This is a genomic window from Streptomyces sp. NPDC091682 (assembly GCF_044756625.1).
In the GTDB taxonomy this organism is placed as follows: Bacteria; Actinomycetota; Actinomycetes; order Streptomycetales; family Streptomycetaceae; genus Streptomyces.
In genome coordinates this window covers 64,276-86,806 of sequence record NZ_JBIVTH010000028.1, presented here as the reverse complement: position 1 = coordinate 86,806, position 22,531 = coordinate 64,276, and the positions used below count along the sequence as shown (strand labels likewise).

General features: G+C 68.8%; 25 protein-coding genes. 8 read left to right on the top strand and 17 right to left on the bottom strand.

The window, feature by feature from the left end:
- Positions 1-240: 240 nt before the first annotated feature.
- Genes ACIQK6_RS38235 through ACIQK6_RS38225 form a run of 3 tightly spaced genes read left to right on the top strand, consistent with a single transcriptional unit; the run spans position 241 to position 2,707 of the window.
- Positions 241-1,605, top strand: coding sequence for a hypothetical protein (locus ACIQK6_RS38235; RefSeq protein ID WP_402697067.1), 1,365 nt, complete (start codon positions 241-243; stop codon positions 1,603-1,605).
- 13 nt (positions 1,606-1,618) lie between these two features.
- A complete protein-coding gene (locus ACIQK6_RS38230) occupies positions 1,619-2,437 on the top strand; it encodes a protein kinase family protein (RefSeq protein WP_402697065.1) in 819 nt (272 codons plus the stop codon).
- A 51-nt stretch (positions 2,438-2,488) separates the two neighbouring features.
- Positions 2,489-2,707 carry a hypothetical protein gene (locus ACIQK6_RS38225; RefSeq protein WP_402697063.1) on the top strand — a complete coding sequence of 73 codons (219 nt, stop codon included), beginning with the start codon at positions 2,489-2,491 and terminating at the stop codon, positions 2,705-2,707.
- 213 nt (positions 2,708-2,920) lie between these two features.
- On the opposite strand, the gene ACIQK6_RS38220 is transcribed toward ACIQK6_RS38225, so the two are convergent.
- From ACIQK6_RS38220 to ACIQK6_RS38175, 10 genes are all read right to left on the bottom strand, one after another.
- Positions 2,921-3,280: a hypothetical protein gene (locus tag ACIQK6_RS38220; protein ID WP_402697062.1), complete on the bottom strand. Its 360-nt coding sequence runs from the start codon at positions 3,278-3,280 to the stop codon at positions 2,921-2,923.
- Between the two features lie 38 nt (positions 3,281-3,318).
- A complete protein-coding gene (locus ACIQK6_RS38215) occupies positions 3,319-3,993 on the bottom strand; it encodes a hypothetical protein (RefSeq protein ID WP_402697060.1) in 675 nt (224 codons plus the stop codon).
- 96 nt (positions 3,994-4,089) lie between these two features.
- Complete coding sequence (locus ACIQK6_RS38210) at positions 4,090-4,521, bottom strand: hypothetical protein (RefSeq protein WP_402697058.1); 432 nt, start codon at positions 4,519-4,521, stop codon at positions 4,090-4,092.
- A 103-nt stretch (positions 4,522-4,624) separates the two neighbouring features.
- Positions 4,625-6,334: a relaxase/mobilization nuclease domain-containing protein gene (locus tag ACIQK6_RS38205; RefSeq protein WP_402697057.1), complete on the bottom strand. Its 1,710-nt coding sequence runs from the start codon at positions 6,332-6,334 to the stop codon at positions 4,625-4,627.
- Between the two features lie 15 nt (positions 6,335-6,349).
- Complete coding sequence (locus ACIQK6_RS38200; protein WP_402697055.1) at positions 6,350-6,877, bottom strand: plasmid mobilization protein; 528 nt, start codon at positions 6,875-6,877, stop codon at positions 6,350-6,352.
- 248 nt (positions 6,878-7,125) lie between these two features.
- The gene (locus ACIQK6_RS38195) at positions 7,126-7,317 is read right to left on the bottom strand and encodes a hypothetical protein (RefSeq protein ID WP_402697053.1); all 192 of its coding nucleotides are present in this window, start codon (positions 7,315-7,317) and stop codon (positions 7,126-7,128) included.
- Complete coding sequence (locus ACIQK6_RS38190; protein WP_402697051.1) at positions 7,314-8,186, bottom strand: DUF2637 domain-containing protein; 873 nt, start codon at positions 8,184-8,186, stop codon at positions 7,314-7,316. The genes ACIQK6_RS38195 and ACIQK6_RS38190 overlap by 4 nt, the downstream gene beginning before the upstream one ends.
- A 79-nt stretch (positions 8,187-8,265) precedes the next feature.
- Entirely contained in the window at positions 8,266-8,961 is a 696-nt protein-coding gene (locus ACIQK6_RS38185; RefSeq protein WP_402697049.1) for a WhiB family transcriptional regulator, read from the bottom strand.
- A gap of 64 nt (positions 8,962-9,025) precedes the next feature.
- Positions 9,026-9,781, bottom strand: coding sequence for an ATP-binding protein (locus ACIQK6_RS38180; RefSeq protein WP_402697047.1), 756 nt, complete (start codon positions 9,779-9,781; stop codon positions 9,026-9,028).
- Complete coding sequence (locus ACIQK6_RS38175) at positions 9,778-10,914, bottom strand: hypothetical protein (protein WP_402697045.1); 1,137 nt, start codon at positions 10,912-10,914, stop codon at positions 9,778-9,780. Before ACIQK6_RS38175 ends, ACIQK6_RS38180 begins: the two co-directional genes overlap by 4 nt.
- 1,034 nt (positions 10,915-11,948) lie before the next feature.
- Between ACIQK6_RS38175 and ACIQK6_RS38170 the strand changes: the two genes are divergently transcribed.
- Together ACIQK6_RS38170 and ACIQK6_RS38165 are read left to right on the top strand one after the other, a co-directional pair.
- Entirely contained in the window at positions 11,949-13,295 is a 1,347-nt protein-coding gene (locus ACIQK6_RS38170; RefSeq protein WP_400957354.1) for a helix-turn-helix transcriptional regulator, read from the top strand.
- A gap of 228 nt (positions 13,296-13,523) precedes the next feature.
- Positions 13,524-13,949: an acyl-CoA thioesterase gene (locus ACIQK6_RS38165; RefSeq protein ID WP_400957357.1), complete on the top strand. Its 426-nt coding sequence runs from the start codon at positions 13,524-13,526 to the stop codon at positions 13,947-13,949.
- A gap of 182 nt (positions 13,950-14,131) precedes the next feature.
- On the opposite strand, the gene ACIQK6_RS38160 is transcribed toward ACIQK6_RS38165, so the two are convergent.
- From ACIQK6_RS38160 to ACIQK6_RS38145, 4 genes are read right to left on the bottom strand one after another with little or no spacing between them, the layout of a single operon-like run.
- Positions 14,132-15,313, bottom strand: a complete 1,182-nt coding sequence (locus ACIQK6_RS38160) for a cysteine desulfurase family protein (protein ID WP_402697043.1) — start codon at positions 15,311-15,313, stop codon at positions 14,132-14,134.
- Complete coding sequence (locus ACIQK6_RS38155) at positions 15,310-16,254, bottom strand: hypothetical protein (RefSeq protein ID WP_402697041.1); 945 nt, start codon at positions 16,252-16,254, stop codon at positions 15,310-15,312. The genes ACIQK6_RS38160 and ACIQK6_RS38155 overlap by 4 nt, the downstream gene beginning before the upstream one ends.
- 23 nt (positions 16,255-16,277) lie before the next feature.
- Complete coding sequence (locus tag ACIQK6_RS38150; protein WP_400957366.1) at positions 16,278-16,895, bottom strand: hypothetical protein; 618 nt, start codon at positions 16,893-16,895, stop codon at positions 16,278-16,280.
- Positions 16,896-16,900: 5 nt separating this feature from the next.
- On the bottom strand, positions 16,901-17,452 hold the full coding sequence (locus ACIQK6_RS38145) for a dCTP deaminase domain-containing protein (protein WP_376499372.1): 552 nt from the start codon (positions 17,450-17,452) through the stop codon (positions 16,901-16,903).
- A gap of 220 nt (positions 17,453-17,672) precedes the next feature.
- On the opposite strand from ACIQK6_RS38145, the gene ACIQK6_RS38140 reads away from it, so the two are divergent.
- Positions 17,673-18,740: a LysR family transcriptional regulator gene (locus ACIQK6_RS38140; RefSeq protein ID WP_402697038.1), complete on the top strand. Its 1,068-nt coding sequence runs from the start codon at positions 17,673-17,675 to the stop codon at positions 18,738-18,740.
- A 16-nt stretch (positions 18,741-18,756) separates the two neighbouring features.
- Positions 18,757-20,103 (top strand): methyltransferase domain-containing protein, encoded by a 1,347-nt coding sequence (locus ACIQK6_RS38135; RefSeq protein WP_402697036.1) that lies wholly within the window; start codon positions 18,757-18,759, stop codon positions 20,101-20,103.
- Between the two features lie 28 nt (positions 20,104-20,131).
- Here the strand turns inward: ACIQK6_RS38135 and ACIQK6_RS38130 are convergent, their stop codons facing one another.
- The 3 genes from ACIQK6_RS38130 to ACIQK6_RS38120 all read right to left on the bottom strand — a co-directional run bounded on the left by ACIQK6_RS38130 (position 20,132) and on the right by ACIQK6_RS38120 (position 22,038).
- Entirely contained in the window at positions 20,132-20,449 is a 318-nt protein-coding gene (locus ACIQK6_RS38130) for a nucleoside triphosphate pyrophosphohydrolase (RefSeq protein ID WP_223836048.1), read from the bottom strand.
- Positions 20,450-20,577: 128 nt separating this feature from the next.
- The gene (locus tag ACIQK6_RS38125; protein ID WP_402697033.1) at positions 20,578-21,159 is read right to left on the bottom strand and encodes a hypothetical protein; all 582 of its coding nucleotides are present in this window, start codon (positions 21,157-21,159) and stop codon (positions 20,578-20,580) included.
- 12 nt (positions 21,160-21,171) lie between these two features.
- Positions 21,172-22,038: an SAM-dependent methyltransferase gene (locus ACIQK6_RS38120; protein WP_402697031.1), complete on the bottom strand. Its 867-nt coding sequence runs from the start codon at positions 22,036-22,038 to the stop codon at positions 21,172-21,174.
- A gap of 91 nt (positions 22,039-22,129) precedes the next feature.
- On the opposite strand from ACIQK6_RS38120, the gene ACIQK6_RS38115 reads away from it, so the two are divergent.
- A complete protein-coding gene (locus ACIQK6_RS38115; protein WP_190620787.1) occupies positions 22,130-22,291 on the top strand; it encodes a hypothetical protein in 162 nt (53 codons plus the stop codon).
- Positions 22,292-22,531: the final 240 nt, after the last annotated feature.

Genomic DNA, 22,531 nt, shown 5'->3' with positions numbered 1-22,531 from the left:
CACGACGCCGGCGACATCTCTTTGGGCGGGCGAATTGGACGAAGATCGCACTGCTCTGCTCATCCTCTCGTTCGCCTCGGGCGCAGGCTCTCGGGCACAGGAACGTCCAGGTAGCACAATCCCTGAACAGTTCAATGAAACGGGGCAGGAGTTTGCCGCTGGTGTGGATTTACCGCTGCGGATCCGGCGCTGCGCGTGGCACCGCCGAAGCGAGCGCAATCGATGGTTTAATGCCGCTCCATGACTGTCCAGTCGCTCCCGTCTCAAGACGATGTCCGGGCCACGGCTGCCCGTCTCTACCGCCTCGCAGATTCCAACTCGGCCTGGCTCGCATCCGCCGAAGGGGCGGATCTCTGGGTTGACGGTCAGGACGCGCTGCTCAGAACACCGGTAGAGATGTTGCAGTATTATATTCACTCATTCGAAATTCTCGTTGATCGGCTCCGCTCCCACGACGCTTTCAAAGGCGGAATGGTCGATCTCTTCGAGGCTCTCCAGGCCCACGTGGTCGCTTGTACCGAGACCCTAGGCAAGCCCGGGTTCATGCACAGTCTCGCCCATGCGCTCTGTGTTGCGAGGAGTGTTCATGCGGCGCCTCTGACTGATGACCTGGAGATCGTCAACGACTCCCTTTTGATGGTGCTCAGCCGGAGTTATCGTCTGTTCCGATTCAATGCATACAATTCAGGAGTAACCATCCGTTACGCTGCGGATGGCTGGCCTGCCTTCCATCCAGAGTCTGGGCGACTTGTGGTCGCCAGAAGATACACCCCAGACTTGAATCCACGGCGAGTTCAGCAATACAACGTCAACCATGACATGATGCATGTCGTCCTATTTGGCGATTGCTACGTCCGTGCATCGTCGGAAGGCTGCCGCGCTACAGCCCGTCGGCTCGTCTTGGCCGAAGAGGCGTCAATCGCGCTAGACCTCCGGATCTATCGGGAGCTTGCGCGCTATGGAGTACGCCTTCACCATCTCGGCGAGATCGAGGCGACCGAGAGTGGATGGCGCCCCGATGGGTATCACAGCGTGTTCGCTGAGATCGCTCCCGATCCAGCCGAGAGCGAGCGGCTAGAGATCGCACTCAAGAGGGCGGCGGTCGATAGCGTTCAGTCAGGGGGGTTGCCATGCCCAACCATCCATGCGCGCTTGCAAGATTGGGTGGCCAGCAAGGCCATCGCTAGCCACGCCCAATGGTCACGGGCCACTGCTGAGCGGAATCACTCGCCGGCGTTTAGGGCCGCGGTTGATGCGATTCCCTCTCTGGATGGTCAGAGTTTGCGCCTCGATTCCGCAGCATTTGAGAATTGGAGTGGCACTGATCGCATTCCCGTAGACTCCCGCCCTCCCTGTGAAGAAGATCGCGCCCGGGCCCTGAGGCGCAACGAATTCATGGCCTTGGCTGTAAAGGTTGGCGAGTGGGCAAGTCGATCATGGGGCGATCGCACTGAGGCAGCAGTCGGGGAGTTCTCGCGACGTCTCTCCTGTCTATTCGGGAGTGGCGGACTTCCCTTTCAGGATCCCACGCTAATTGGGATTATCGAGAACCAAGTTCTTCCTGCAATCACTCCAGATGCCGCTCTCGCAGATCTGCTGCATTGAGGAAATGAGGATTATGTATATCGCGCAGACGATTCGCCAGCGTTTCGACCGCGTAGGAGGGCACGAGGTCGTTCCCTGGCGGCCTCCGGGTCGCGATGGCGTGATGACCGGAAGGGCATTTTTTGGAGCAACAGAGGTTGGCGGGATCCGTGCAATTCTCAAGGTTGCAAACCCTGTCCGTGTCGAACACGTTGTTGACCTTCGCCGGGAGATCGATATCCTGGCCGGCAGGCGCACAATTGGTATTGTTCGAGCCATCGATGATGGAGAGGTCACGCTTCCCCTGATCGGCGGCGGACAAGTGGGCTGCCCATTCATCGTACTTCAACGCCTGGATACCGACCTCGAGTCCGCGTTGAGGTGCGGTAAATTGCAGGACTGGTCGGCTGTAAGAGCGACGCTTCTCAGCGTCGCTGACGCCCTCAACTCCCTGCATGTTGAAGGAATCATTCATGGGGACCTTAAGCCCGACAATATCCTAATGTCCGAATTGGGCGATGTAGTCCTTGCGGACTTCGGGTCGTCGCGCCAGCTTGGGGATGATGAACTGGAGCCTCGATTCCCTCCGCACTTCACCGAGTTTCAGCCCGTGGACACCTTCTACACTACTGCAGTGGACGTCTACGGATTCGGCGTGCTGATTCACACTTTGTGCTTCGATCAGCCCTTCGTGCAGTGGCGGTTCGGTGCCGCTCCCGCTGCGAGAATCCGAGATCAATTGGCGAGCGTGGCGTCCCAAGCGATCGAATCCCTGAGAGATAATCTAATCAAGCCGGATCCGGCCGATCGCCCGAATATGGAGGAGGTGATGGGTTGCCTGGCTGCTATCTAGATCAGCAGGCGCAGGCTCTCTTGTTCTCCGCTCCGCTCAAGAAAGGCTAGTATGGCAACTCGTGATGAATGGCCCGAAGACAAGCTGCAGCAACTCAGTGAAATCGTCGGCGACGAAGAGTACCTTTACAAGGTAAAGATGGCGCGTCTCGTGGTGCAAGAGTACGGTCTGCCAAAGGGTCCTGTTGTGGATCTGCTGCGCTCAAGTGGGATCGACGAGGCCGTGATCGAAGAAGTATCTAGCAAGCTCGTCCCATATCGGTACACCTAGCTCGTTTCTCGACGAGTCCGCAAAGGCGTTGAGTCGGCCGCAATTGACGAAGATGAGGGTCCACTGGTGCGGAATCAGTAGTACGGCATGAATCGATGTGCGGCTCCAGGAGCTGGTCGCGGTGCTTGCCGGCGACCGACACCCCATCCGGCCTCAGCGTCTGTGCGTGAGTCGGGCGGGGCGTCGGTCGAAGATGGTCGTCTTTGGCCAGGGTCAGCGGCCGTGCCCCGAGGTACGCCCGGGCGGCTGGTCGCCGAGCCTGTGCCAGCGCGGAGCAGGGAGAGCCCTGTCTGCGGCCAGGCTTTCCGTGAGATGGGCAGCACGGGCACGGATGCCGGAGCGGCGTACCGCCTTGGCGTTGGCGGCGCCGAGCAGGGACTGCAGCTCGGCAAACGCCGCCGTAGCGCGCTCGCTCTCCGGAAGCGCGATTTCACCGCGGCGCCCAGTGGACCTGGCGCCAACGATCTGCGTCCGGTCTGCTCCGAGGGCAGCGAGAGCCAGCATCAGCCGCACCTGCGGATCGCCGGCGGCGGCGAGCCGGGCGAGAGCCTCGGCGGACACGAACTCGGTCACGGGACCTCCGTACAGAAGAAAGGAGAAGGACAGGGAGATCAGCGGGCCGTTGCCTTGGTCAGAGCGCTCTGCCAGTGAACCGCGACCTCCGCCGGGCTGCCGGAGACGACCAAGAGCACGGCCCCGTCGCGAATCACAGTCTGCTGGACGATGGTGCGCCGCCCCCCAGCGGTGACGGTGAGGACCTGCCCCCACTGCTCGTCACCGAAACGGGGCACCGGCACCGTCTGGGTGCGGACCTCCGCCACGGTGGTGGCGGTGACCAGCTGGTACGACGGGCACGCGCCCATCGCGGCCGTGATCCGTCCGACACCCGCGGAGAGGTCCTTGGGCGGGGCGGAGTACAGCTCCTCGGTCAGCTGGGTGCCGCCGGGACCGGTGAAGACCCGCTTCCCCTGGTTCGGGAACATCGCGTACGGGTTGTCCGCGGTGTTGCCCAGCTGTTCCAGCTGGGGGCAGCCCTCGACGGACGCCTCAGGCGAAGGTGCGGTTGCGGCGGGGTGGGCGGCGTAGCCGGGGCCGAGATCGTCGGCGGTGAGCAGCCGGTCCGCCAGCCGCTCCGAGGGCAGCACTTTGTGGTCGCCGGCGGTGGGTACGGGCGTCCCCGCCTGCGCCGCAGCGGGCGCGCTGTCGGAGGGCGGGGCGGAACAGCTGGCCAGGGCCCAGAGGGCGAGGCAGGTGATGGTGAGGATGGCGGAAGGGCGCAGGCGCATACGGGTTCCCTGGGTCGGATGCGAGTGGGCTGACCGTGGCCGCCTCCTCGGAGCGGCAGGGCGGGAGTACAGGGGGTCCAGGGGCGCGGTGCCGGATCAGTGGTCGAGGGAGCGCAGGCCCTCCTCGAGCGTGCCGAACTTGCCGTTGCTCGGGCCGCTGTTGCGGTTGTACCAGGCCACGTCCAGGCGCGGCTCCGAGGTCTCGTGGCCGGCGCGGCAGCGCAGCCAGATCCGGCCCTGGGTGCACAGGATGACCCAGTCCCGGTACGCCTCGCACTGCGGGCAGGCGCGGACCTCACCGTCGACAACCAGGGGGCGGCGCCACGGCATGAACCGGCCGGCCAGCTCTTCGTCGGTGTCCATCCGGAAGTCCGGCGGCAGGAAGTCGTCCACTACCGGAGCGGACGGGGCGGGTTCGGGCGCCTGCTGGGCAGGCTCGGGCCACTGCGGCTCCGGGTACGCCAGCCACGGGACACCCGCCGGCCCCAGCTCCCCACGCTCCTGCTTCGGCTTCCTGCGACCGAACACTTGGGCTCCCCTCCCAGAGTTGGCTCCCCGCACACGGCGGCGGGTCATGAAGCGTGCCCCACCGCCCCCAGCTGCGGCAACTCACGAATTCCTGAAAGCCCGGTCACCTCCTGCGGCGCTGCGGGCCCTTCGCAGCCGGGTTCCCGGCCTTCCGCCCGGCGGGGTCCGACGGGACGGAGCTGCCGTCGGGCAGGGGCGTCGCTTGGGCGTCGGCCGGCAGGTCCGCAGCGCGGCGCAGCCGCCACACCAGCACGTCGGACGCCGACTCGGCGCTCGCCAGCTCCCGGCGGGCAGCCGCATCGGCCAGCAGGGCGGTGGCGTCGTACCCGGCCGCCTCGGCATCGGACAGGGTCGCCGCCAGCGCCGCCCACCCGGCTTCCGCCAGGACCTGCTCCGCCAACGACGACGGCAGTGCTTCCCGGACCCGGAGGACCTGGCGGCGCAGCACCGGAAGAGCCAGCGACCGGCCCCGTACGGCCAGCACGCCCATCGGCTGCGCGGCGGCGGCCCGGTAGGCCGTCCGCAGGTGCTCGGCGGCCAGCTGGGCGGCAGCGGCCTGCTGGGCGTGTGCCTTCTTCCCGTGCCAGTGCGCGGCCACGGTCACCAGGAAGAACACGGCGTCGATCACCATCGCGGTGGTCGCCCCGTCCTCCCCCCGCCCGAGCGCAGGGCCGCTGTAGACGAGGTCACGGGCAGCCTGACGAAGGGCCCGGTCGTGCCCACGTTCGGCCCGCATGTGGGAGCGGGAGGCCCGCTCGAACACGAAGGCCGCTTCTCGTAGTTCGCGCCGGGTGTGGGCGGCGGACGTCTTCGCGAGCGCGTCCAGGACCTCACCCGCAGCCGCGATGTACGCAGCGGCCACCCCGTCGTCCGCCCCCTCCATGACCAGCATCCCCTGCCACAGCGCTGTGCTCGCCCGGCGCCGCGCCGATGCGGGCCCGGACGGCACTGTGTGCTCAGCGACCCGGCTGGTCCGGCGGCCGGACCAGCGCTCCCGGATCCGCGGCAGGGACAGGTCCGGGCCCAACTTCGAGCCGGGGTAGAAGACCGGCTTCCCTTGGGCGTTGACGTCTCCGGGCAGCGCGACCGTGTACCCGAGGAGGTCACCGGACGGTGCGACGCGTGTGCGCACCAGAACGCCGGCGGCGCCGAGGCGGTCGAAGAACTCCTTCTCGTTCTCGGCGCCGGCCACGGCCCGCCGGACGGTCTCGCGCAGTTCCTCACGTGTGGTGCGCTCACGGCCCTGGCGGGCGGCCTTGTGGCGTTCGGCGCTGGTGGGCCGCTTGGCGGCGGTGCCGTCACCGGGGTTGAGGCGGCGCAGCCCCAGTTCCTGCTCCAGGCGGCGGGCTTCGGCCTGGACGCGGACGGCGTCGAAGTCGAGGTCCGGCCGGTAGCCGTCCTCACGGACCAGGGTGGCCAGGATGTGGATGTGGTCATCGGCGTGCCGGACGGCGACCCAGCGGCAGCCCGCGCCTTGCTCGGGGTCGTCGATGCCGGCGGCGGCGACCATACGGCGGGCAACGTCGCCCCACTCCTGGTCGGACAGGATCCGGTCGGTGGGGCCGTTGCGTACGGACAGGTGCCACACGTGCTTCTTCGGGCGCTCGTTCTCGTCGAGCAGGGCCAGGGGCTGGTCGAGGAGCTGCTGCAGCTGCTTGTACGTGGCCTCGGGGTCCCGGCCGGGGTCGGGGGCGGCGTGGTCCCAGGACGCCACCAGGTGCGGGTCGACGTGTTCTTCGGCCTTGCCGGGTCCATACAGGTAGTACAGCAGGCCGATGGTGCGCGTCCCGCGCTTGTGGATCTTGGGGACCATGACGGGTGGGTGTTCCTAGCGGTGTTCGAGGAGTCGGTCGGTGGCGGCCTGGACCCGGTCGGTGGCCCTGCGTACGGCGGTCAGCACCGCGTCGAGGTGGGCGTCCGCCGGTCGGTCGCCGGAGTTGATGGCCCTGGCCACCTGGTTGAGGTTGTTGCCGACGTGGCCGAGGTGTCGGCGGGCGGCGAACATCTCGGAGATCAGCTCACGTTCGCCGGCGATGGCGCCGGCGGCATGCTCGGGGTCGCGGGCGGCGGCGAGGGCGCTGCGGGCGAGGAACGCGGGCAGGCTCGTGCGGGCTGCTGCGGCAGCTGTGGTGAGGTGGTGCTTCTCGTCGTCGTTGAGGCGGACGCTGCACACGTAGCTGCGCTTGTCGGCGGCGGTCTTCGGCGAGCGCTTGCGGGAGGCGTTCTTCGTGGCGCGGGGTTTGCGTCGCGGTGCGGGCTTCTCCTCCGGCTGCGATCCGCCCTCGGTCGCTGCCTCGTGGACCGGTGCCCCCTGGCTCCGGTCCGCTCCCGCCACTCCTGGGGCGGGTTTGGCCAAGACGCGCTTCCCCGACGGGGAAGAGTGTCTTGGCCGATAACTTGCTCCTCCTGGGAGCGAGTTGGTGCCGGGCGAACGGTGGTCACGTTCGGGGGACTCGGCCGGTCTGATGGGCTGGTCCTGCTCCGCTTCGCGCGGGTTCTCGGCTGAGGTCATCGGCGTTTTCGGCTCCTTCCGGGAGGCGAGGTGCGGGAACGGGGCGGCGGCCCGGGTGCTGATCCGGGCCGCCGTACGGGCTGGGGTGCTGCTCACCCGCACAGGGGGCAGCGCGTGTAATGGCGGGAGAGGGCCTTGGCCATGTTCTGCTTCACCGCCAGGGCGTGCCGCGTGCTCGACTTCGAGGCGGTGCTGCCCGCGTGACGGGTGGCGTGGTTGCGCAGGTACGTGATGTCGCGTTCGTATCCGGCCTTCAGGTCGGTGAATCGGTCGCACGTCTTCATCGGCGGGTGGCTCCTTCGGAGGATGTGGTGGGGGCGGTGGCGGCCCGAAGCGCTGTCAGGACGGGACCGATATGTTCGTTGCCGAGGGGGATTCCGCGGGCGCGCATGATGCCCCGCAGCTGCGTCCTGGTGATCTGCACATTCCCCTCGGCCGCCAGGACTGCGGGGACGTCCGGGAGGACCAGCTTGACGACCTCGGCCTCGGACAGGCGACGCGGTCCGGTCCGGCGGTCCGACCGTCCGGCATGCACCTTCGCCCGGACGGTCCGGGGGCGATCCGGGCCGGTCCGAGTTTGACGCGGTCCGGGTTTCGGTCCGGGGCGGCGTGGTCCGGTGGGGGTGTCGGTCTGGTCCGGGTTGGGTCCGGTCCGGGTCTCCGTGCGGTCCTGAGGTCCGGCGGTCCCGCCCGGTCCGGGTCCGGTCCGGGCATCGGTCCGGCTGTTCCGGACGGGCCTGGCGACGCGCTGCTGGATCTGCCTCATCAGGACTCCGAAGGCCAGCATCGCGCCGGTCGGTGGGACCGCCGCGACGAGGTAGTCCAGGAGCGGAACAGGTCCGGCGGTGGTGCCGTTCACGCCGGCCACGTTCAGGGCGATCGATCCGAGTGACCCGACAGCCGTCAGCCCGACCGCCCACCAGTCCGTCACCCTGCGAAGTCCGGCCCGCAGCATGAGCAGTTCCCCGGCGACGATGAACATGTCCAGTGTGGCGGGCCAGGCCCACTGCCGGATGGGCGAGCGGTCCAAGCCGTGTCGCCCGGCGACTTCGGCGAGGTGGGCGTAGGAGAGCCAGAATCCGGCGCCGGTCAGGACGATGATCACTGTCCCGGCAGCGATCAGGGCGTATCGGTCGGCGGTCTCCTCGGTCAAGGGCTCCCTTTCTCTGGGCTCGCTGGGGGATGTGGTGTGCGTCCACTGGTGGGGCGGGCGGGAGGTAGCGCCGGGCAGTTCAGGCCGCCTTCTTCAGGGCGTTGATCAGTTCGTGCGTCTGGGCCTGGCGGGGCACCTGGCAGAACGTCTCATCGGGGGCGGTCTCTCTGCTGACTTCCTCGCCCTGGGCCGGGGTGCCGGCTTCTTCACTGTCCGCGGCCGGGACCTTCCAGTACCGGTCGCGGTCGGCCACCGCGTGGCGGGCCTCGCGGACGAGGTCGCGGGCGTGGTTGAGGTCGACGCGGAGGGCATGAGCCAGGCGTGGGGCGCTCCAGCCGCGGATGTAGGCGGCGCGGGTGACGGCGTCGCGCTCGGACGCGGTGAGGTGGACGTCACGGCCCATGAGCGCGGCGCGGACCCGGGCGTAGTCGAGGCGCTTGGCGACCTTGGCGTGCCACGGCTTGCGCTCCGCCTCGGTCAGGCCGCCCCACATGCCCCAGCGGATGTCGTTGTCCAGGGCGTGCGTGAAGCAGTCCTGGCGTACGGGGCAGGCGCCGCAGAGCGTCTTGGCCTCGGCGATGGCGGCGTGGGCGCGCGGTGCGGAGAAGAACAGGCGGTCGGCCTCGTCGGGGGCGAGGTCGTGGCATCTCCCGCGGGCGTGCCAAGAGATGTCGGCGATGCCGCGCAGTTCCGGGACGGGCTGGGTGTTGGTGGTGATGTGGCGCATGGGAAGGGTCTCCAGGGCATGCCGGGCGGCGGCGAGCGGGTGCGGCACGCAGCGGCGACTGTCGGCGGACCGGCTCGCGGGCCGGGCGTTGGAAGGTGGTGGGCGCGGCGGGTCAGGCGGCGCGGAAGCGGCGGTCGGGGCCGTCGAGGTGGACCGGGGTGCACATGCCGGACAGGCGGCTCAGCACGCGGTCACCGACCTTGTCCCGCAGCACCGGTGTGCCGGAGCCCGTACCCGGCATGCGGACCGGCGGCAGGTTCGAGGTGACGATCGTCGGCAGGTGGTTCTGCGCCCGCCAGTTGAGCAGGCGGTAGGTGATCTCCTCGGTCCACTCGCTGCTCTTGGCGGCGCCGAGGTCGTCCAGGAGCAGCAGAGGCATCCGCACGATCCGCCGCAGGAGGTACTCGGGATCGCTACCGCTTCGGGCCCGCATCTCGCCGTACAGGTCGGCGGCGGTAGTGGCGTGCCAGCGCACCCCGCACCCGGCGGCGGTCAGGGCGCGGATCGCGGCGTACGCCTGGTGCGTCTTGCCGGCGCCAGTCGAGCCCCACAGCAGCAGGCTGCGGCCGTGGGTGATCTCCCGCTGCCCGGGCGTCCCCCAGTGCGGGATCAGCGGGCTCGCCGCGTGGCCGACGGCGCTGCCGGCGATGCTGCGGACCCACTCGGCTACGGCGGGGTGCTCGACCTGGGCCTCGCGGTAGTCGCGCGGGATTCGCAGCTGAGCGGCCTCAAGAGCGGGGATCGCTTCCGGGGTGTCCGCGACGGGGGCGGTGGGGTCGATGCCGCGCTCGGCGAGCTTGCGCCGCATCCAGGCCATCGAAGCGTTGTCCGCGGTGGTCTCAGGGTCGGCGAGGCTGGTGCGGTTCACAGGGCGACTCCGAAGGTGCCGGTCGGCTCAGTGGGGTTGAGGTACGGCGTGTAGGCGGGGGAGGCGCTGGCCCAGAGCCCCGCGCCGGAGGCGGAGGACGGGCTCGAGCTCGACGACGGCGCTGGCCCGGCGTTGAGGAGCTCGTTGACCAGGCTCGGCAGGACGCTGGGGTTCAGCCCCTTGGCGCGCAGCCGCTCCAGCGCCGGCCTCAGGACGTCGGGGCCGTAGCCCTCGTCCAGCAGCGAGCGGATCTCCTTGCCCAGGTGCCCGAGCACCTTCTTCGGCGGACGTCCTCCGGGGCAGCCGCGCAGATACTCGGCCATCAAGACCTTCGCCGACCACTCGCTCGCGTCGGCCGCTTCCAGCACCGTTTCCTGGGAGGATCCGAGCGCGGGCGCATCGCGCCCCCTACGGGAAGATCCAGGATCCAAGATCCTAGATCCAGACCGTGAGCCCTCAGTGAATGTGGCGCCCGCCACCTGCTCTGTCGGGGTCGCACTGGCCTGACCTGCGGATTCTCTTGCAGGGCTCGCAGGGGGCGCGCACGGGACCGATGTGGCCTCGATCTCAGCCTCCTGGGCGAGAGTGTCGCGCGTCACGGTGAGGGTGGATGCGGGCGAATCGGACGGGAAGGTTCGCGTGAGCACTCCATGAGCGGTCGCGGAGTCGCCTCCGCCGACGGTGCCAGCGGGCGCCTCGTGGGCTTCGGGGGACTGTCGGGGGCTGGCAGGCGCTCGGATCTGGGTGTGGCACTGGGGGCGGTCGCACTCGCCGCACGCCTTCGCTGCCTCGTGGGTCGGGCAGCGGGGCAGCCGCGACTCCGATGCGCGGTTGATTTTCTGGTGCCGGTCCCAGGTCACGATGTGAAGCCAGGACTTGCCGTCGCAGCCGGTGTACCGGCACACCAGGCCGGCCTCGGCCAGCTGTTCCAGGTCGCCGGCGACGTGGGCGGGGGTGTGTTCTGGGCGCAGCGCCCACAGCCGCCCGGCGATGACGGCCGGGTGGTCGCGGAATCGGCCGGAGTCGTCTGCCTGGGTCAGCAGCCCGAAGAATGTGACCATCGCGGTGACATCGACGGCGGCGAGGTCCTCGGATTCGAACGCCTCGGGCTTGATGGTGCGAATGCGTGCCATCAGCGCTCACCCCCGTACCAGCGGCCCGAAATGGGCGGGTGGGCGGTGTTCGCGGCGCGTTCCGCGGCGACGGTCCGGAAGTCCGGCCTTTCGCGCAGGGGCGTGCCCATGCAAAACTCTCCCTGAGTGATGCCGCAGCCGGTGTGCCCACGTTGGAAGGGCCGGCGCGGTGATGACGGGTCTCTCCGGCCGTTGCCTCGGCTGGAGATAGGACTCTTCGCGTCCGGCGCCCGGGAGTTGCCTCTCCTGGGCGCCGATTGCTTTTACGGACTAGCCGTTTGGTGCGTCCTGCATGCGTTCCTATCGCCGGTCACCGGGTTGCCTCCCGGTGGGGGACGACGAACATACGCAGACGCCCGCACAAGATCCAGACCTGGCTCTACAGACCGTGAAAAGTTGTATACGCCAAGCATTTCGCCGATGCGTCAGGGCGTGCATACGTGAGTTGCTGCGCGGTCGTGCCGCCCAGCCGCATGGCGGACGCGCCAAAAAGGATCTTCAAAAGGGCCCCCACGTTCATGAACCGGCAGACTGTCGCTCTGTACCGGCTGGTCAGGTGGATTTAAGCCCGCAGGCAAAGCCCTCGTCAACGGCATCCCACGGGGAATCCACGCGCGTAGATGGATGTGTGGGATGCGTGGAGGTCGTGTGGAGGGTTCGATTAACGCCCCTCATTTACAAGGGGGTTGGTTGGTTGGGGCCGACTTCCTGACGCTGATCGGCGGTGGCATGAATGATCATTCGCCTCCCTGCAACAAAAACCGGCAAGGATTTGCCGCTTTCCCGATCATGGGAGCTGCGGGTGACGGAATGTCCAGATTCGCCATGGGGGACGGCTGGCTGCCGACGGGCATGGTTGCACGTTTAATTAACCGTCCTGTGGTCGAGGCCACAAATTACTGGTCGGTACTACTTAGGCGTATTGTCTTTGTGGGAGACACCAGGCCGGGGGGCCAGCATTCACGCTGCCCCTCGTTTTTCATGCCCTCAGGCAGGTGCCTCCCGTGTAGAACACGGAGACAAGGAAGAGCCTCATGGTTGCTCAGGGGATAGTCCCCTTCGGCGCTGACCACGCCGAGAACAAGGGCGCACACGGCGGCGAAATCGCCGGCCAGTTCATGGGGTTCGGTGGCTGGCTGAAGAGATGGCGCCAGGCAGCGGGGATTACCCAGGCCCCGGTGGCCAAGGCCCTCGGTATGGGGGTACGCACCTACCGCAACGTGGAGAAGGGGGCCGTTCCGCCCCGGTTCACCAAGCCCCAGTGCGAGGCGCTGGCGGATCTGCTCGGGCTCGACAAGAGTGAGCGCCACGCCCTGCTGCTCTACAACATCGGTACCACGCTCGATGGTGACCCGCAGATCGACGCCAGCCCGGAGCTGCGCCGGGCGCTTCGCCTTCTGATCGACCGGCAGATGCCCTCGCCTACCTACCTGACCGACCGCAACTGGAACATCCTCGCGTACAACGCGGCGATGGCCGAGTGGTGGCCCTGGGTCATGGAGCCGCGCGCCAACCTCATGCGCTGGGCTCTGACGAACCCCGAGGCTCGCACTCAGTACCACGACTGGGAAATGCATGCCGCGGCCTACATCCGTTTGTTGAAGTTCGCCCAGGCCACTCACAAGGACAACGTCGAGCTCGTCGACTTGATCACCGAGGTTCGCCAGAACCCAGACGTCGAACGGATATGGCGCACTGAGGCCGACCTGGAGGCCGACAGGGATGGCCATGTCTTCCGGATGATCATCCCTGCTCTGGGCTGGGAGACCGTCGAAGTCGTTTCCCACGTCCTGTACCCGGCGTCGATGCCGCACTGCCGGTTCGTGGTGATCACCTGGGTCGAGGCCGAGTCCTCCGATGACGAGACCGACGCCCTGGGTGGCAAGCGCAACGCCTGGGCCCATGCTGAGCCCAGCGCGCCCACTCCGCAGCCCACTGCCCAGGCCGAAGCCGATGCCGCCCGCCGCCGCGCGGCCCGTGCGCTCACCGCCCGCCTGGTCGTCGACAGTGCCGACGAAGCCGCAGCGCTCGCCGGCCCGGACGGCGTCCCGCTCCCAGCACTTAGCGCGCTGGCCGGTCCGGAGTGCCGACTCACCCTGTCGCCGGAGAACCACTCCGTGGTGTGGGCCATCCAGGAAGTCCCTGGGGAGTGGGGTATCACGCAGCTGGGAGCCGGAGCCGTCGTCGACCGCATCCACCAGCCGATCGTCGACCCCCAGGCCCGAGCGGAGCTGAAGCTACTCCTGCGCGCCTCGCTGCCGGACTCCGACCAGGCGGCGATCAGCCGACTCCAAGGGCAGCTGCCCCAAGTTGACCTCCGGGCCGCCCTCCTTCGCGAGATCTTCAACGACCTCCAAGAGGGCGAGGACCTGCCCCGCTAACTGGTGTGGCTAGCTCGTTGACCAGAGCTAGCCACTTACTGTCACGACTGGTGCTGTCTCCGTCTGGGGGCTGGGAGGTCGGGGCGTGGTCGTCCGGACGACAGGGAACGTCCGGACGACCGATCCCGCAGCCCCTGGGCCTTCGGCAACGGAGGGTGCGCCAGCCCGTCCTCGGATCAACCGGGCGCCTCGATGGGGCGGCAGATCCCACAATCCTCAGGAGCCGCTGTGTCTCGACACATCTACCACTGCCCCGTTCGCTGGTCGGACCTCGACGCGAACGGACATCTCAACAGCTCCCGTTACGGCGTCCTCTTGGAAGAGACCCGCATGCGCATGTTCAGCATGCTGGTCCCCAAGGACCCCGCCGAGCGCTTGGCCCGCAACTTCCTCCTGCGCGAGCAGACCATCCGCTACAAGCACCCGCTCGAGACCTGGGAGACCCCGGTCCGCATCGAAGCCTGGGTGACCGACGTCAAGCGGGTCTCCCTCACCTTCCACTTCGAGGTGAAAGATGACGAGCGCGTCTACGCCACCGCAACCTCCGTCGTGGCTGGCTACGACTCCACCCGAGGTGGCATCCGCCGTTTCGAGCAGGACGAGCTTGACGTGTTCAACAGCTACGCCGACAGCACGCAGGACGCGGGCAACTGATCCACTTCGGGCTGGCTTACGGCTCATTCCCTGCCTCGTCGGGGGGCCCGCAGACTAGCTTGCCGATCGGAGGCCGGCGCGCTCGGGCGAGGGCTGCGATCTCTGACATCCCCGGCCGAAGGGGGCAGCGCTGCCCCCAAACGGTCCAGGGGGAGTGGTGGGGCGTCGGCCTGGAGGCGGGGCTACAGAAACTGGTCCATTCCACCGACCGACGTGTAGGCCATCAGCGGGTGCGTGGCGGCGCCGACGATCATCTTGAGTGCCAGGTCGATGTCGGAGTCGGTGGTTGTGCGGCCGAGGCCGAGGCGGAGGGTCCGGCGGGCTGCGGCCCGGGACAGGCCGATCGCGGTGAGGACGTGGGACGGTTCGGCGGAGCCGGTGTTGCAGGCGGACCCCGTAGAGGCGGCGAGGGTCGGCATGTGGTCCAGGAGGTCGGCGGCCTCCACGGCCGGGAGGGTGATGCTCAGGTTGCCCGGCAGCCGGCGCCGAGGGTGGCCGTTGACCGTGGCGCCCGGGATCGCGTCGCAGAGCCGCTGTGCGAGGCGGTCACGCAGCGCCCGGATCTCTCCATTGGGGGTGACGGTGTCGGTCGTGATCAGCGCTGCGGCGGCGCCGAAGCCGACGATGGCGGGAACGTTGAGGGTGCCGGCGCGTAGGCCCCGCTCCTGCCCTCCGCCGGTCTGGAGGGCGGTGAGGCGGGTGCGGCCGCGGACGAACAGTGCTCCGATGCCCTTCGGCCCGTAGAGCTTGTGGGCGGACAGCGAGACGAAGTCGGCGTCGAGCCCGGAGGCGTCGATGAGGCCGTAGCCGGCGCTCTGCGCGGCGTCGGTGTGCATCAGGATCCGGCGGTTGTGGACGACCTCGGCGATGGCTTCGATCCGCTGGATGGTGCCGATCTCGTTGTTGGCGTGCATGACCGACACCAGGACGGTGTCCGGCTTGAGTGCGGCGATGACGTCGTCGGGCCGGACGCTGCCGTGGCTGTCCACGTCGACGCGGGTACAGGTGTAGCCGTGGTGGTCGACGAGGTACTGGCAGGCGGCGAGGACTGCCTTGTGCTCGATGGTGGTGGTGACGACGTGCCCGCCGTGGGGCCGGACGGCCAGGGAACCGCCGACGATCGCGAGGTGGTTGGCCTCGGTGGCGCCGGAGGTGAACACGATCTCGACGGGGTTCTTCGCACCGATGAGGTGGGCGACGTGTCGGCGGGCGGCGCTGACCGCCCGGGATGCGGCCTGGCCGTAGGCGTGGGCGCTTCCGGGGTTGCCGAACTGGACGGTGAGGAAGGGCATCATCGCGTCGAGCACGCGAGGGTCGAGCGGGGTGGTGGCCTGGTGGTCGAGGTAGATCGGCCGGTCGGTCATGCGGCCGCTCCCTTCGCTCGGCGGGTGGGGGCCGCGGCCGCGGCGTATTTGCGCTCGCCGTCGACGAGGTCCCAGTAGACGGTGCGTGCGTCGGCGAAGACGCTGAAGGCGGTGCCCAGGCAGCGCCAGTTGCGGTTGGGCTGGGCGCGAGTCAGGACGAATGAGTCCTCGAACAGCCTGCCCGCACGGCGCATCATGGCCGGCTGGGGGCTCTGGGGGCCGAAGAGGTGGAGGAAGCCGCGGCCGCGGAGCCAGGCTTCGGCGTTCTCGGCGCTGGGCGTTCCGGAGAGCTGGCCGCCGTCGCTGAGGGTCTGGGAGGCGAGGCGCTCCAGGCGGCGCCGTCGGCGGGCGTCTTCGCCGCCGGGGCACCGGTCGCCGGTGATGGTCCACTCGTTCCAGCGGGGGGTGCTGTAGGTGTCCCAGTCGACGTCGTTGAGCTGTGCGGTGACCTGCGGGGGGAGCTCGCCGCGGGTGAGGTCGGCGACGTCGTAGCCGGGGCCGAGTCCTTCGAGGGTGAAGGTGCCCGGCCGGCCCGGGCCCGGGCGGTCCATGCGGACCATCACGGTGAGCTTGTTGGTGAAGCGGTTGGTGGGGCCGGCGAGGATGACCGCGCGCCCGGAGTCCAGGAGCGGTGAGGCGCGCTGGGCGATGTCCGGGACGGGGAAGGTGTTGCCGCCGCGGTAGTACTGCTTGCGTTCGACGCCGCCGTCGGAGCGGATCATCAGGCGGTCGGTGTCGAGGGCGGCCGCGAGGACGCGGGCAGCGGTACGGATCTCGGTGGGGGTCTGGCCGGGGCGTAAGAGGGTTGCGTTGAGGGTGGGCAGGCCGACACTGTGCAGGACGGCCATGGTGGCCCACTTCGGCCACCGGAGGTCGCGCGCGGCGCGGTCGAGTTCCTGGTGGCCGAGGCTGTGGAGCGGGCGGGGCAGGGTGGTGGTCACAGGGTGTTCCCCCCTCTGCGTCGTCAGGCGCCGGTGGCGAGGGCTGCGGTCAGGGTGTCGAACGTGAGCTGCCGGTGGTCGTTGAAGGGGTGGTCGCGCCAGTCGTACTGCTCGGGGATGCCGAGCTGGTCGGCGACCACGCGGCGGACGAACTGGCGCTGGAAGCGGTTGTCGGCCGGCCAGTAGTGGTGTTCGCCAGAGCGGGGCGAGAGGTAGAGGTAGGAGCTCTCCGCGGCGGCTGGGAGGTCGGTGAGGGAGTCCAGCCGCTGGCCCGGGCCGCCGACCTCCTCGTACGCGGTGAGGATGGCGTCGGCGTCCTTGACGGGGATGATGTGGAGGTGGACGTGGCTGCAGCACGACGCGCCGCGCTCGCAGTCCCGCGGGCCGTGCTCGGCGACGATGGCCGGCCCGAAGTGGCTCTGGACCAGGGCGCGCATCGTCTCCAGGCTGGCCTCGACCTTGTGGAGGTCGCTGGCGGGGAAGTCGGCGGCCGCGTCGAGGTGCTCCAGCGGCATGAAGAGGGTGTAGCCCGGGGTGAGGCAGCCGATGGTGGGCAGCAGCACCCAGCCGTTGGACTCGGTGATGATGCGGGTCTTGGGCGCGCGCTCGTTGAACTCGGTGCAGAACTGGCAGTCGTCCATGGGTCTCACCTCTCGGACGGGCCGGCGAAGAACTCGTCGGCGTAACGGCTTTTCAGGTGGGTGGGGTCGCCGTAGAAGGGGTGCGCGGAGGGGACGGGGCCGCCGCCACGGGGGAGGAGGAGAAGGCGGGCGACCGGCATCTCGACGCGCAGGCGGAGGGTGGCCGGGCCGTGGTTGACGAGCTCCAGGGCCAGGTGGCCGGACCAGCCGGGCAGGACGTACGGGCTGGTGATGTGGACGGCGAGGCCGACGCGGGCCAGGTGGCTGAGGCCTCCGATCACCCCGAACACGTCGGGGCCGAGGGTGAGTGGCTGCGCGACGGGGACGATGACCATTTGCTGGGGGCGGAGGTTGTAGGTGGTCCAGTTGTCGATCTGCACGCCGTAGAGGGCGTCGATGCTGGCCTGGTCGGCCAGGTCGACGATGCCGTAGCGGGGTTCGTGCAGGGGCTGGATCACGTTGCCCAGCGTCAGCAGCAGTCCGTCGCCTCGGAGTTCCCCGGGCCAGGTCACCCCTCCCGTCTCGGTGAGGTGCTTGATCGACTCGGCTGAGAGCATGGGTAACCCCTGGGCGTGAGGCAGTGGAGTGGAAGGCTGCCATCGGATCGAAGGCGCCTGAGAAAATGTTCCATTGGTTAGCTCGTCATGTCTCCATGTCCGACCGAACATTTAGAGGTTTTCTCGGCGTGAAATGCGGTGAAGTCCACTACTGATGTCCGCTCGGACAGTGCAAGCTATGGGTGCCCGGCGCCGCCGCCGTCGCACAGGGGAGGGAAGCATGAGCTCGTTACCGTCCGGACCGCTGACCGTGCCCGGACCCGAGGGGTCCAGAGGCGATCTGCTGGGCTGCTCACCGCACTTGCTGGATCTGACCTGGGACCAGATGCGCACGCTGGTTGTCGTCCACGAGGAGGGCACCGCGCTGGCCGCGGCCCGGATCCTGGGGCGGGAGCAGTCCAGCGTCCAGAAGCAGCTGGACATCCTCAACCGCAACTTCCAAGCGCTCACAGGCGAGTTGCTCGTGATCAAGCAGGGCCGCGGCCGCGAGCTGCTGTTCACCCCGACCGGGCTCGAGGTCGTTGACCGCATCCGCGCGACGTTCTCCGACTGGCTCCAGGGCATCGCGGCGTCCCGCCGGCGGCTCGGTAGCCAGCTGACCGTGGGCACGACGGAGTTCACCCTGGGGTTCCTCGGGCGGGTGTGGGAGCGGATCGAGCCGGAGTTCATGGAGCGCGAGGTGGAGCTCAAGGTGGTCCACGTGCGCACCCGCGACTTCCGCCAGCGGCTGGACTCCAACCAGGTGGACCTGCTCTGCGGAGGGATGGCGGCGCCGGCCGACGGCGGGCTCGTCGCCCCGGAGTACGACTTCCTGGAGTGGCACCGCGAGGGCCTCGCCCTACTGACCAACCTGCCCATGCGCGAACTGCCGGCCCGAAAGGTCGGCGTCGAACGGCTGCGCAACCTCCCGCTGGTCATCCCCTCCCGCGGGGTGATCGCGGACTTCGTCGAGCACTGGTACGGCCCGGACTTCCGCGCTCACCTGCAGATCGTCGCCGAGATCGACGACATCTACTACGGCCTGGCCCTGCTGCGGTCCGGCATGACCTACGGCTGCATGCTCTGCGCCCGGTCGATAGGCGAAGCCGCCGTTCAAGGCAGGCTGCCCGGCGGCGAGGACTTCCGCCTGGTCGACTTCGCCGACGACTTCGACCCCGTGCTGGAGCTGGTGAGCGGGGTGTTCGCACGCAAGGGCGAGAGGGACTCCTACGGTCCCTCCCACCCGCTGAACATCTTGTGGGAGGCCTTCCGCGAAGAGGCCGCCTCCGGCCGTCCGCTGCCCCTGTGACCCGAAGGAGCGCTTCATGATGCTCGCCTCGATCAACCTGAACAAGCGCATGGGCGCGGACGGCGCCCGAGCCCGTCTCGCGGCCTGGCTGCGGTCCCGCGACGTCGTGCTCCTCGTCGCCCAGGAGCCGTACAAACCGGCCGACCGGCGGCCGCCGGTTCTGCCGGGCTACGTCTTCGCCGGCGGCGACGGCCACCTGGCCGCCTGGGTGCGCGAGGACGTCCGCGTGCCGGTCGTGTCGGCGCCGACGGATTGGGCCCAGCGCCTGGAGCTGGGCTGGCTCACCGTTGTGCAGGTCCATCTCGACGCATACACGAGCTCCGCGCGCTCGTCCCAGCTCGTCGAGCTCGCGTCGATGGCCGCGGGCGAGAAGGGGCGGCCGTTGCTGATCTGCGGGGACTTCAACCTAGCTCCCCGGCCGGAGGACGGCGTCTACGGCGACAAAGTCAGCGGTTTCACGGCCGACGCCGAGCGCAAGGCCCTGGAGCAGCTGCTCGACTCTGCTGGTCTGGTGGACACCACCAGGTGCGAGGGCGAGCCCACGTTCACCTTCGAGCGCATGTTCTCCGGCCAGCTCAGCCGCTTTCGGTGCGATCTGGCCTTGCTCAGCGACCACCTGGCGCCCGAGACCCTGGTGACCGCGGACGGCACGGTGCGGGTGGGAGAGCAGGCGTTCACGGATCACTCCGCCCTGCTCCTCGATCTTCCGGTCACGCCCGAAGCGGCGGACCCACCGGAGGACGTCCTGTTCTCGATCGGTGAGCTGACCGGTGCCGATCCGGCTCCCGGCGTGCACCGGGCGTACCAGCCGCACAAGACAGCCATGAGCCGCCCGGGCCCGTCCCCTGCTGCCCGGGCCGTGACAGCCACGTTGGCCGGCCCGCTCGGCGTATCGACGCTGCTGGACCACGGGTGCGGACGGGGAGCGGACGTGGCGCACTACCGGTCCGCCGGGCTGGAAGCGGACGGCTACGACCCTCATGCGGACTTCGGGTGGCCGCGGCCCGAGCGCGGCGGGTACGACCTGGTGACCCAGGCATTCGTCCTGAACGTGCTGCCCAACCCCTGGGAACGCGTTCGTGCCCTCCAGGACGCCGCATCGTTCGTACGGCCTGGAGGGCACGTGCTGGTGGTGACTCGCTCACCCGAGGAGATCACGAGGGCGGCGGCCGCCGGGGGCTGGGCCCGACACCATGACGGCTTCTGGTCCAGCGAGGGCAAGGGGACCTTCCAGCGCGGCATCAGCGCCGAGGAGGCGGCGCTGCTCGGCCGGCACGCAGGGCTTGCGCCCGCGGGGAATTCGGCACCAAGGCTCTCGCTGTCCGGGGTGAGCCATGTGCTGCTAGGCACGTGGGCGGGCTAGATGCCGGTTTGGGCCGACGGCCGCTCGATCAGTGGTTGCCGGTCCAGACAATGCGGTCGGCGAAGCCTCCGCGCTGATCGGCCTTGTCCTGGCGGATCTTCTCCAGCTGCTGGTGGTCGATGCCGTAGTCGGCTGCAAGGGCGTAGACGACCTCCAGGACGTCGGCGAGTTCGTCCGGCGCTGTGGTCGCGTCCGCCTCCTGGACCTCGAGGACTTCCTCGGTCAGCTTCGCGTGGAGGCGGGCGCGGTATTCCGCCGGCTCCGCCACGTAGACCTGGGGCTCGAGTCCGTCCTCGCGGATGATCTCCGGAATTCGGTCCCGAACCAGCTTGCCTTCGAGCAGCACGTTCTCTCCCGCACCAGTTCGCCTGTGGCGGGCGGCGAGCCCACCGTCGTGTTGTTGGAGCCTAGAGACGGCGCCACGTGCGCCGCCGTGAAAACCACAAATCCCACCCGATGCAGTCATCCGGGCGCTCACTCGCCGACGGCAGAATTCACCTGCCGCAGCGTGCCTTCGGCCCACAGCTCCGTTCCCGTGGCGACCATCAGGTCGAAGTGGTCGATGTGCTCCGGTGCGCGCTGAAGACAGGTGAGCACTCCGCTCGGATCCTGGCGCCGTCGTACGGCCGCCCAGCCACATGTCCTTTCGAGGTACCACGCGACATTCATGTCGCGGACCGAGCACCTGATCCACGCGGGCGGCTGGTCCTGGCGGGCGGCGTAGTCGCCGGACCAGAGCGTGATCAGCCGCCCAAGGCGCCGGTGTTCCGGGTGCGTGTGGACCAGCCGGAGCCCCCAGCTGGGCTCGGCGCGCTCGTCATCGCTCCAGGCACCGCCCGGGTCACCGTGCTGCAGAGCGAGGGCGGCAACGAGCTGCTCGTCCTCCCACATACCGACGAGCTGGGTAGCCGGGTCGGGGGCGGACAGGAGGCGGAGAAGGACGTTGCCGTCGTCCCAGGTGGGCCTGCCTTCTCTCTCGTCGTGATCCTGGCGGTCACGGATGAGGCGGGAGACGGGCTCCCGGTCCTCGTTGGTCAACTGCTGCATCAGGTACATGGTGGTCTTCCTCTAGGTGGAGGGCTTGATGGCGACTCCGGCGTAGCCGGCGGAGTGGAAGTCGGGGGCCTTCGATTCGTGGTGGCCGGGCTGGTGCCGCGCAGTGGGGATGACACGCACGGGACCGCCGTAGAGGTCCTCCCAGTCCCCGAACAGGTCTGTGATGAAGCCGCGGTCGCGGGGGCGGAAGGAGAGGCCGGCCTCGGCGTACACGCCCGTGAGCCGCTGGATCCAGGTCGGGGTCATGTCAGCGGTTGCATGCGTGACGGACAGGGCGCTGCCGGGCGGCAGCCACTCACGTAGGGAGGCGACGCAGCGGCGTATGGCGTCGTCGTCCGGGATCCACGGGAAGACGTCGTGGGCAAGGACGGCGATCGGGCGGTCTCGGGTCACCGCGACGGCCCGCGTGAGCTGCTCGAGGAGGTCGACCGTGTTCGTGATGTCTGCGAGGAGCGTTCGAGTGCGGGTCTGACTGGCGGTGGCCGCGATCTCGGTGCGCCGGGCGTTGACGACGTCGGGGTCGTTGTCGACGTAGGTGACGGACGCGGCATGCCAGCGCCGTTGCACGACCTCGTGGGTGTTTTGGGACAGGAGCGGATCGGCGGCGCCGTGCTGGCCATTCGCCGGATACCCACACCCGAGGTCCAGGATCTGAGTGATCCCTCGCTGGGCGATGGTGTCGGTGATGAGCAGGTGGTGCTCACGGTTGATCCTGGCTGCCGCGGGTTGGCGAGGGAAGACGTTCCTGACGGCGCGTGCGACGTCTTGATCGCCTTCGTGGGGGCTTCGTGTCCCGAGCCAGACAGCGGACAGTCTGGAGGAGCTGGTCTGCAGGGGTACCGGTTTCACCGTGGGTAGACGTTCATCGGCGAGGCTCACGCCGTCGTCCTCTCGCAGGTGGGGTCGGGTCTGGGGCCGGCTCGTCCCCCGCAATAGCCGCCGGGACGTAGTAGCCCGGACCGTAGGGTCCATGTGCGTCGAAGCGGAGGGTCCCCTCGGCCGTGAGGAACCTCAGCGCGCGCTGTACGTGGTGCGGAAGAAGTCCGAACTCTGCGCCGAGCAGACCAGTAGGCAGAGCCTGCTCCGGCACGTAGTGGCCGGCGCGGATCCGGTCGCGGACGGCACCGTGTAGGGCCCGGTCGCGGGGGTGCGGTTCCCGCGGGCGCAGTCGTACCGGCAGAGTCCCGGTGTGCAGGGCGATCTCGCCCCGGGCGTCCAGGCGCAGGAGCCCTTGGAGCACATGCTTCTCCGGCAGCCCCAGGGCCCTGGCCAATTGCTTGGTGCTTGGGAGAGACGCACCTGGCGGGCACGTGGTGGTGACGTGCCGGTGCACGATGATGCAGGCGCGGTCCAGGACCCGCATGCTCTCCGG

What these genes read in the sequence shown, in the direction of transcription:
- ACIQK6_RS38235 (WP_402697067.1), top strand. Translation starts at nt 241, where the DNA reads ATGACTGTCCAGTCGCTCCCGTCTCAAGACGATGTCCGGGCCACGGCT.
- ACIQK6_RS38230 (WP_402697065.1), top strand. Translation starts at nt 1,619, where the DNA reads ATGTATATCGCGCAGACGATTCGCCAGCGTTTCGACCGCGTAGGAGGG.
- ACIQK6_RS38225 (WP_402697063.1), top strand. Translation starts at nt 2,489, where the DNA reads ATGGCAACTCGTGATGAATGGCCCGAAGACAAGCTGCAGCAACTCAGT.
- ACIQK6_RS38215 (WP_402697060.1), bottom strand. Translation starts at nt 3,993, where the DNA reads ATGCGCCTGCGCCCTTCCGCCATCCTCACCATCACCTGCCTCGCCCTC.
- ACIQK6_RS38205 (WP_402697057.1), bottom strand. Translation starts at nt 6,334, where the DNA reads ATGGTCCCCAAGATCCACAAGCGCGGGACGCGCACCATCGGCCTGCTG.
- ACIQK6_RS38195 (WP_402697053.1), bottom strand. Translation starts at nt 7,317, where the DNA reads ATGAAGACGTGCGACCGATTCACCGACCTGAAGGCCGGATACGAACGC.
- ACIQK6_RS38175 (WP_402697045.1), bottom strand. Translation starts at nt 10,914, where the DNA reads ATGGCACGCATTCGCACCATCAAGCCCGAGGCGTTCGAATCCGAGGAC.
- ACIQK6_RS38170 (WP_400957354.1), top strand. Translation starts at nt 11,949, where the DNA reads ATGGTTGCTCAGGGGATAGTCCCCTTCGGCGCTGACCACGCCGAGAAC.
- ACIQK6_RS38160 (WP_402697043.1), bottom strand. Translation starts at nt 15,313, where the DNA reads ATGACCGACCGGCCGATCTACCTCGACCACCAGGCCACCACCCCGCTC.
- ACIQK6_RS38150 (WP_400957366.1), bottom strand. Translation starts at nt 16,895, where the DNA reads ATGGACGACTGCCAGTTCTGCACCGAGTTCAACGAGCGCGCGCCCAAG.
- ACIQK6_RS38145 (WP_376499372.1), bottom strand. Translation starts at nt 17,452, where the DNA reads ATGCTCTCAGCCGAGTCGATCAAGCACCTCACCGAGACGGGAGGGGTG.
- ACIQK6_RS38140 (WP_402697038.1), top strand. Translation starts at nt 17,673, where the DNA reads ATGAGCTCGTTACCGTCCGGACCGCTGACCGTGCCCGGACCCGAGGGG.
- ACIQK6_RS38135 (WP_402697036.1), top strand. Translation starts at nt 18,757, where the DNA reads ATGATGCTCGCCTCGATCAACCTGAACAAGCGCATGGGCGCGGACGGC.
- ACIQK6_RS38125 (WP_402697033.1), bottom strand. Translation starts at nt 21,159, where the DNA reads ATGTACCTGATGCAGCAGTTGACCAACGAGGACCGGGAGCCCGTCTCC.
- ACIQK6_RS38115 (WP_190620787.1), top strand. Translation starts at nt 22,130, where the DNA reads ATGTGCGTCGAAGCGGAGGGTCCCCTCGGCCGTGAGGAACCTCAGCGC.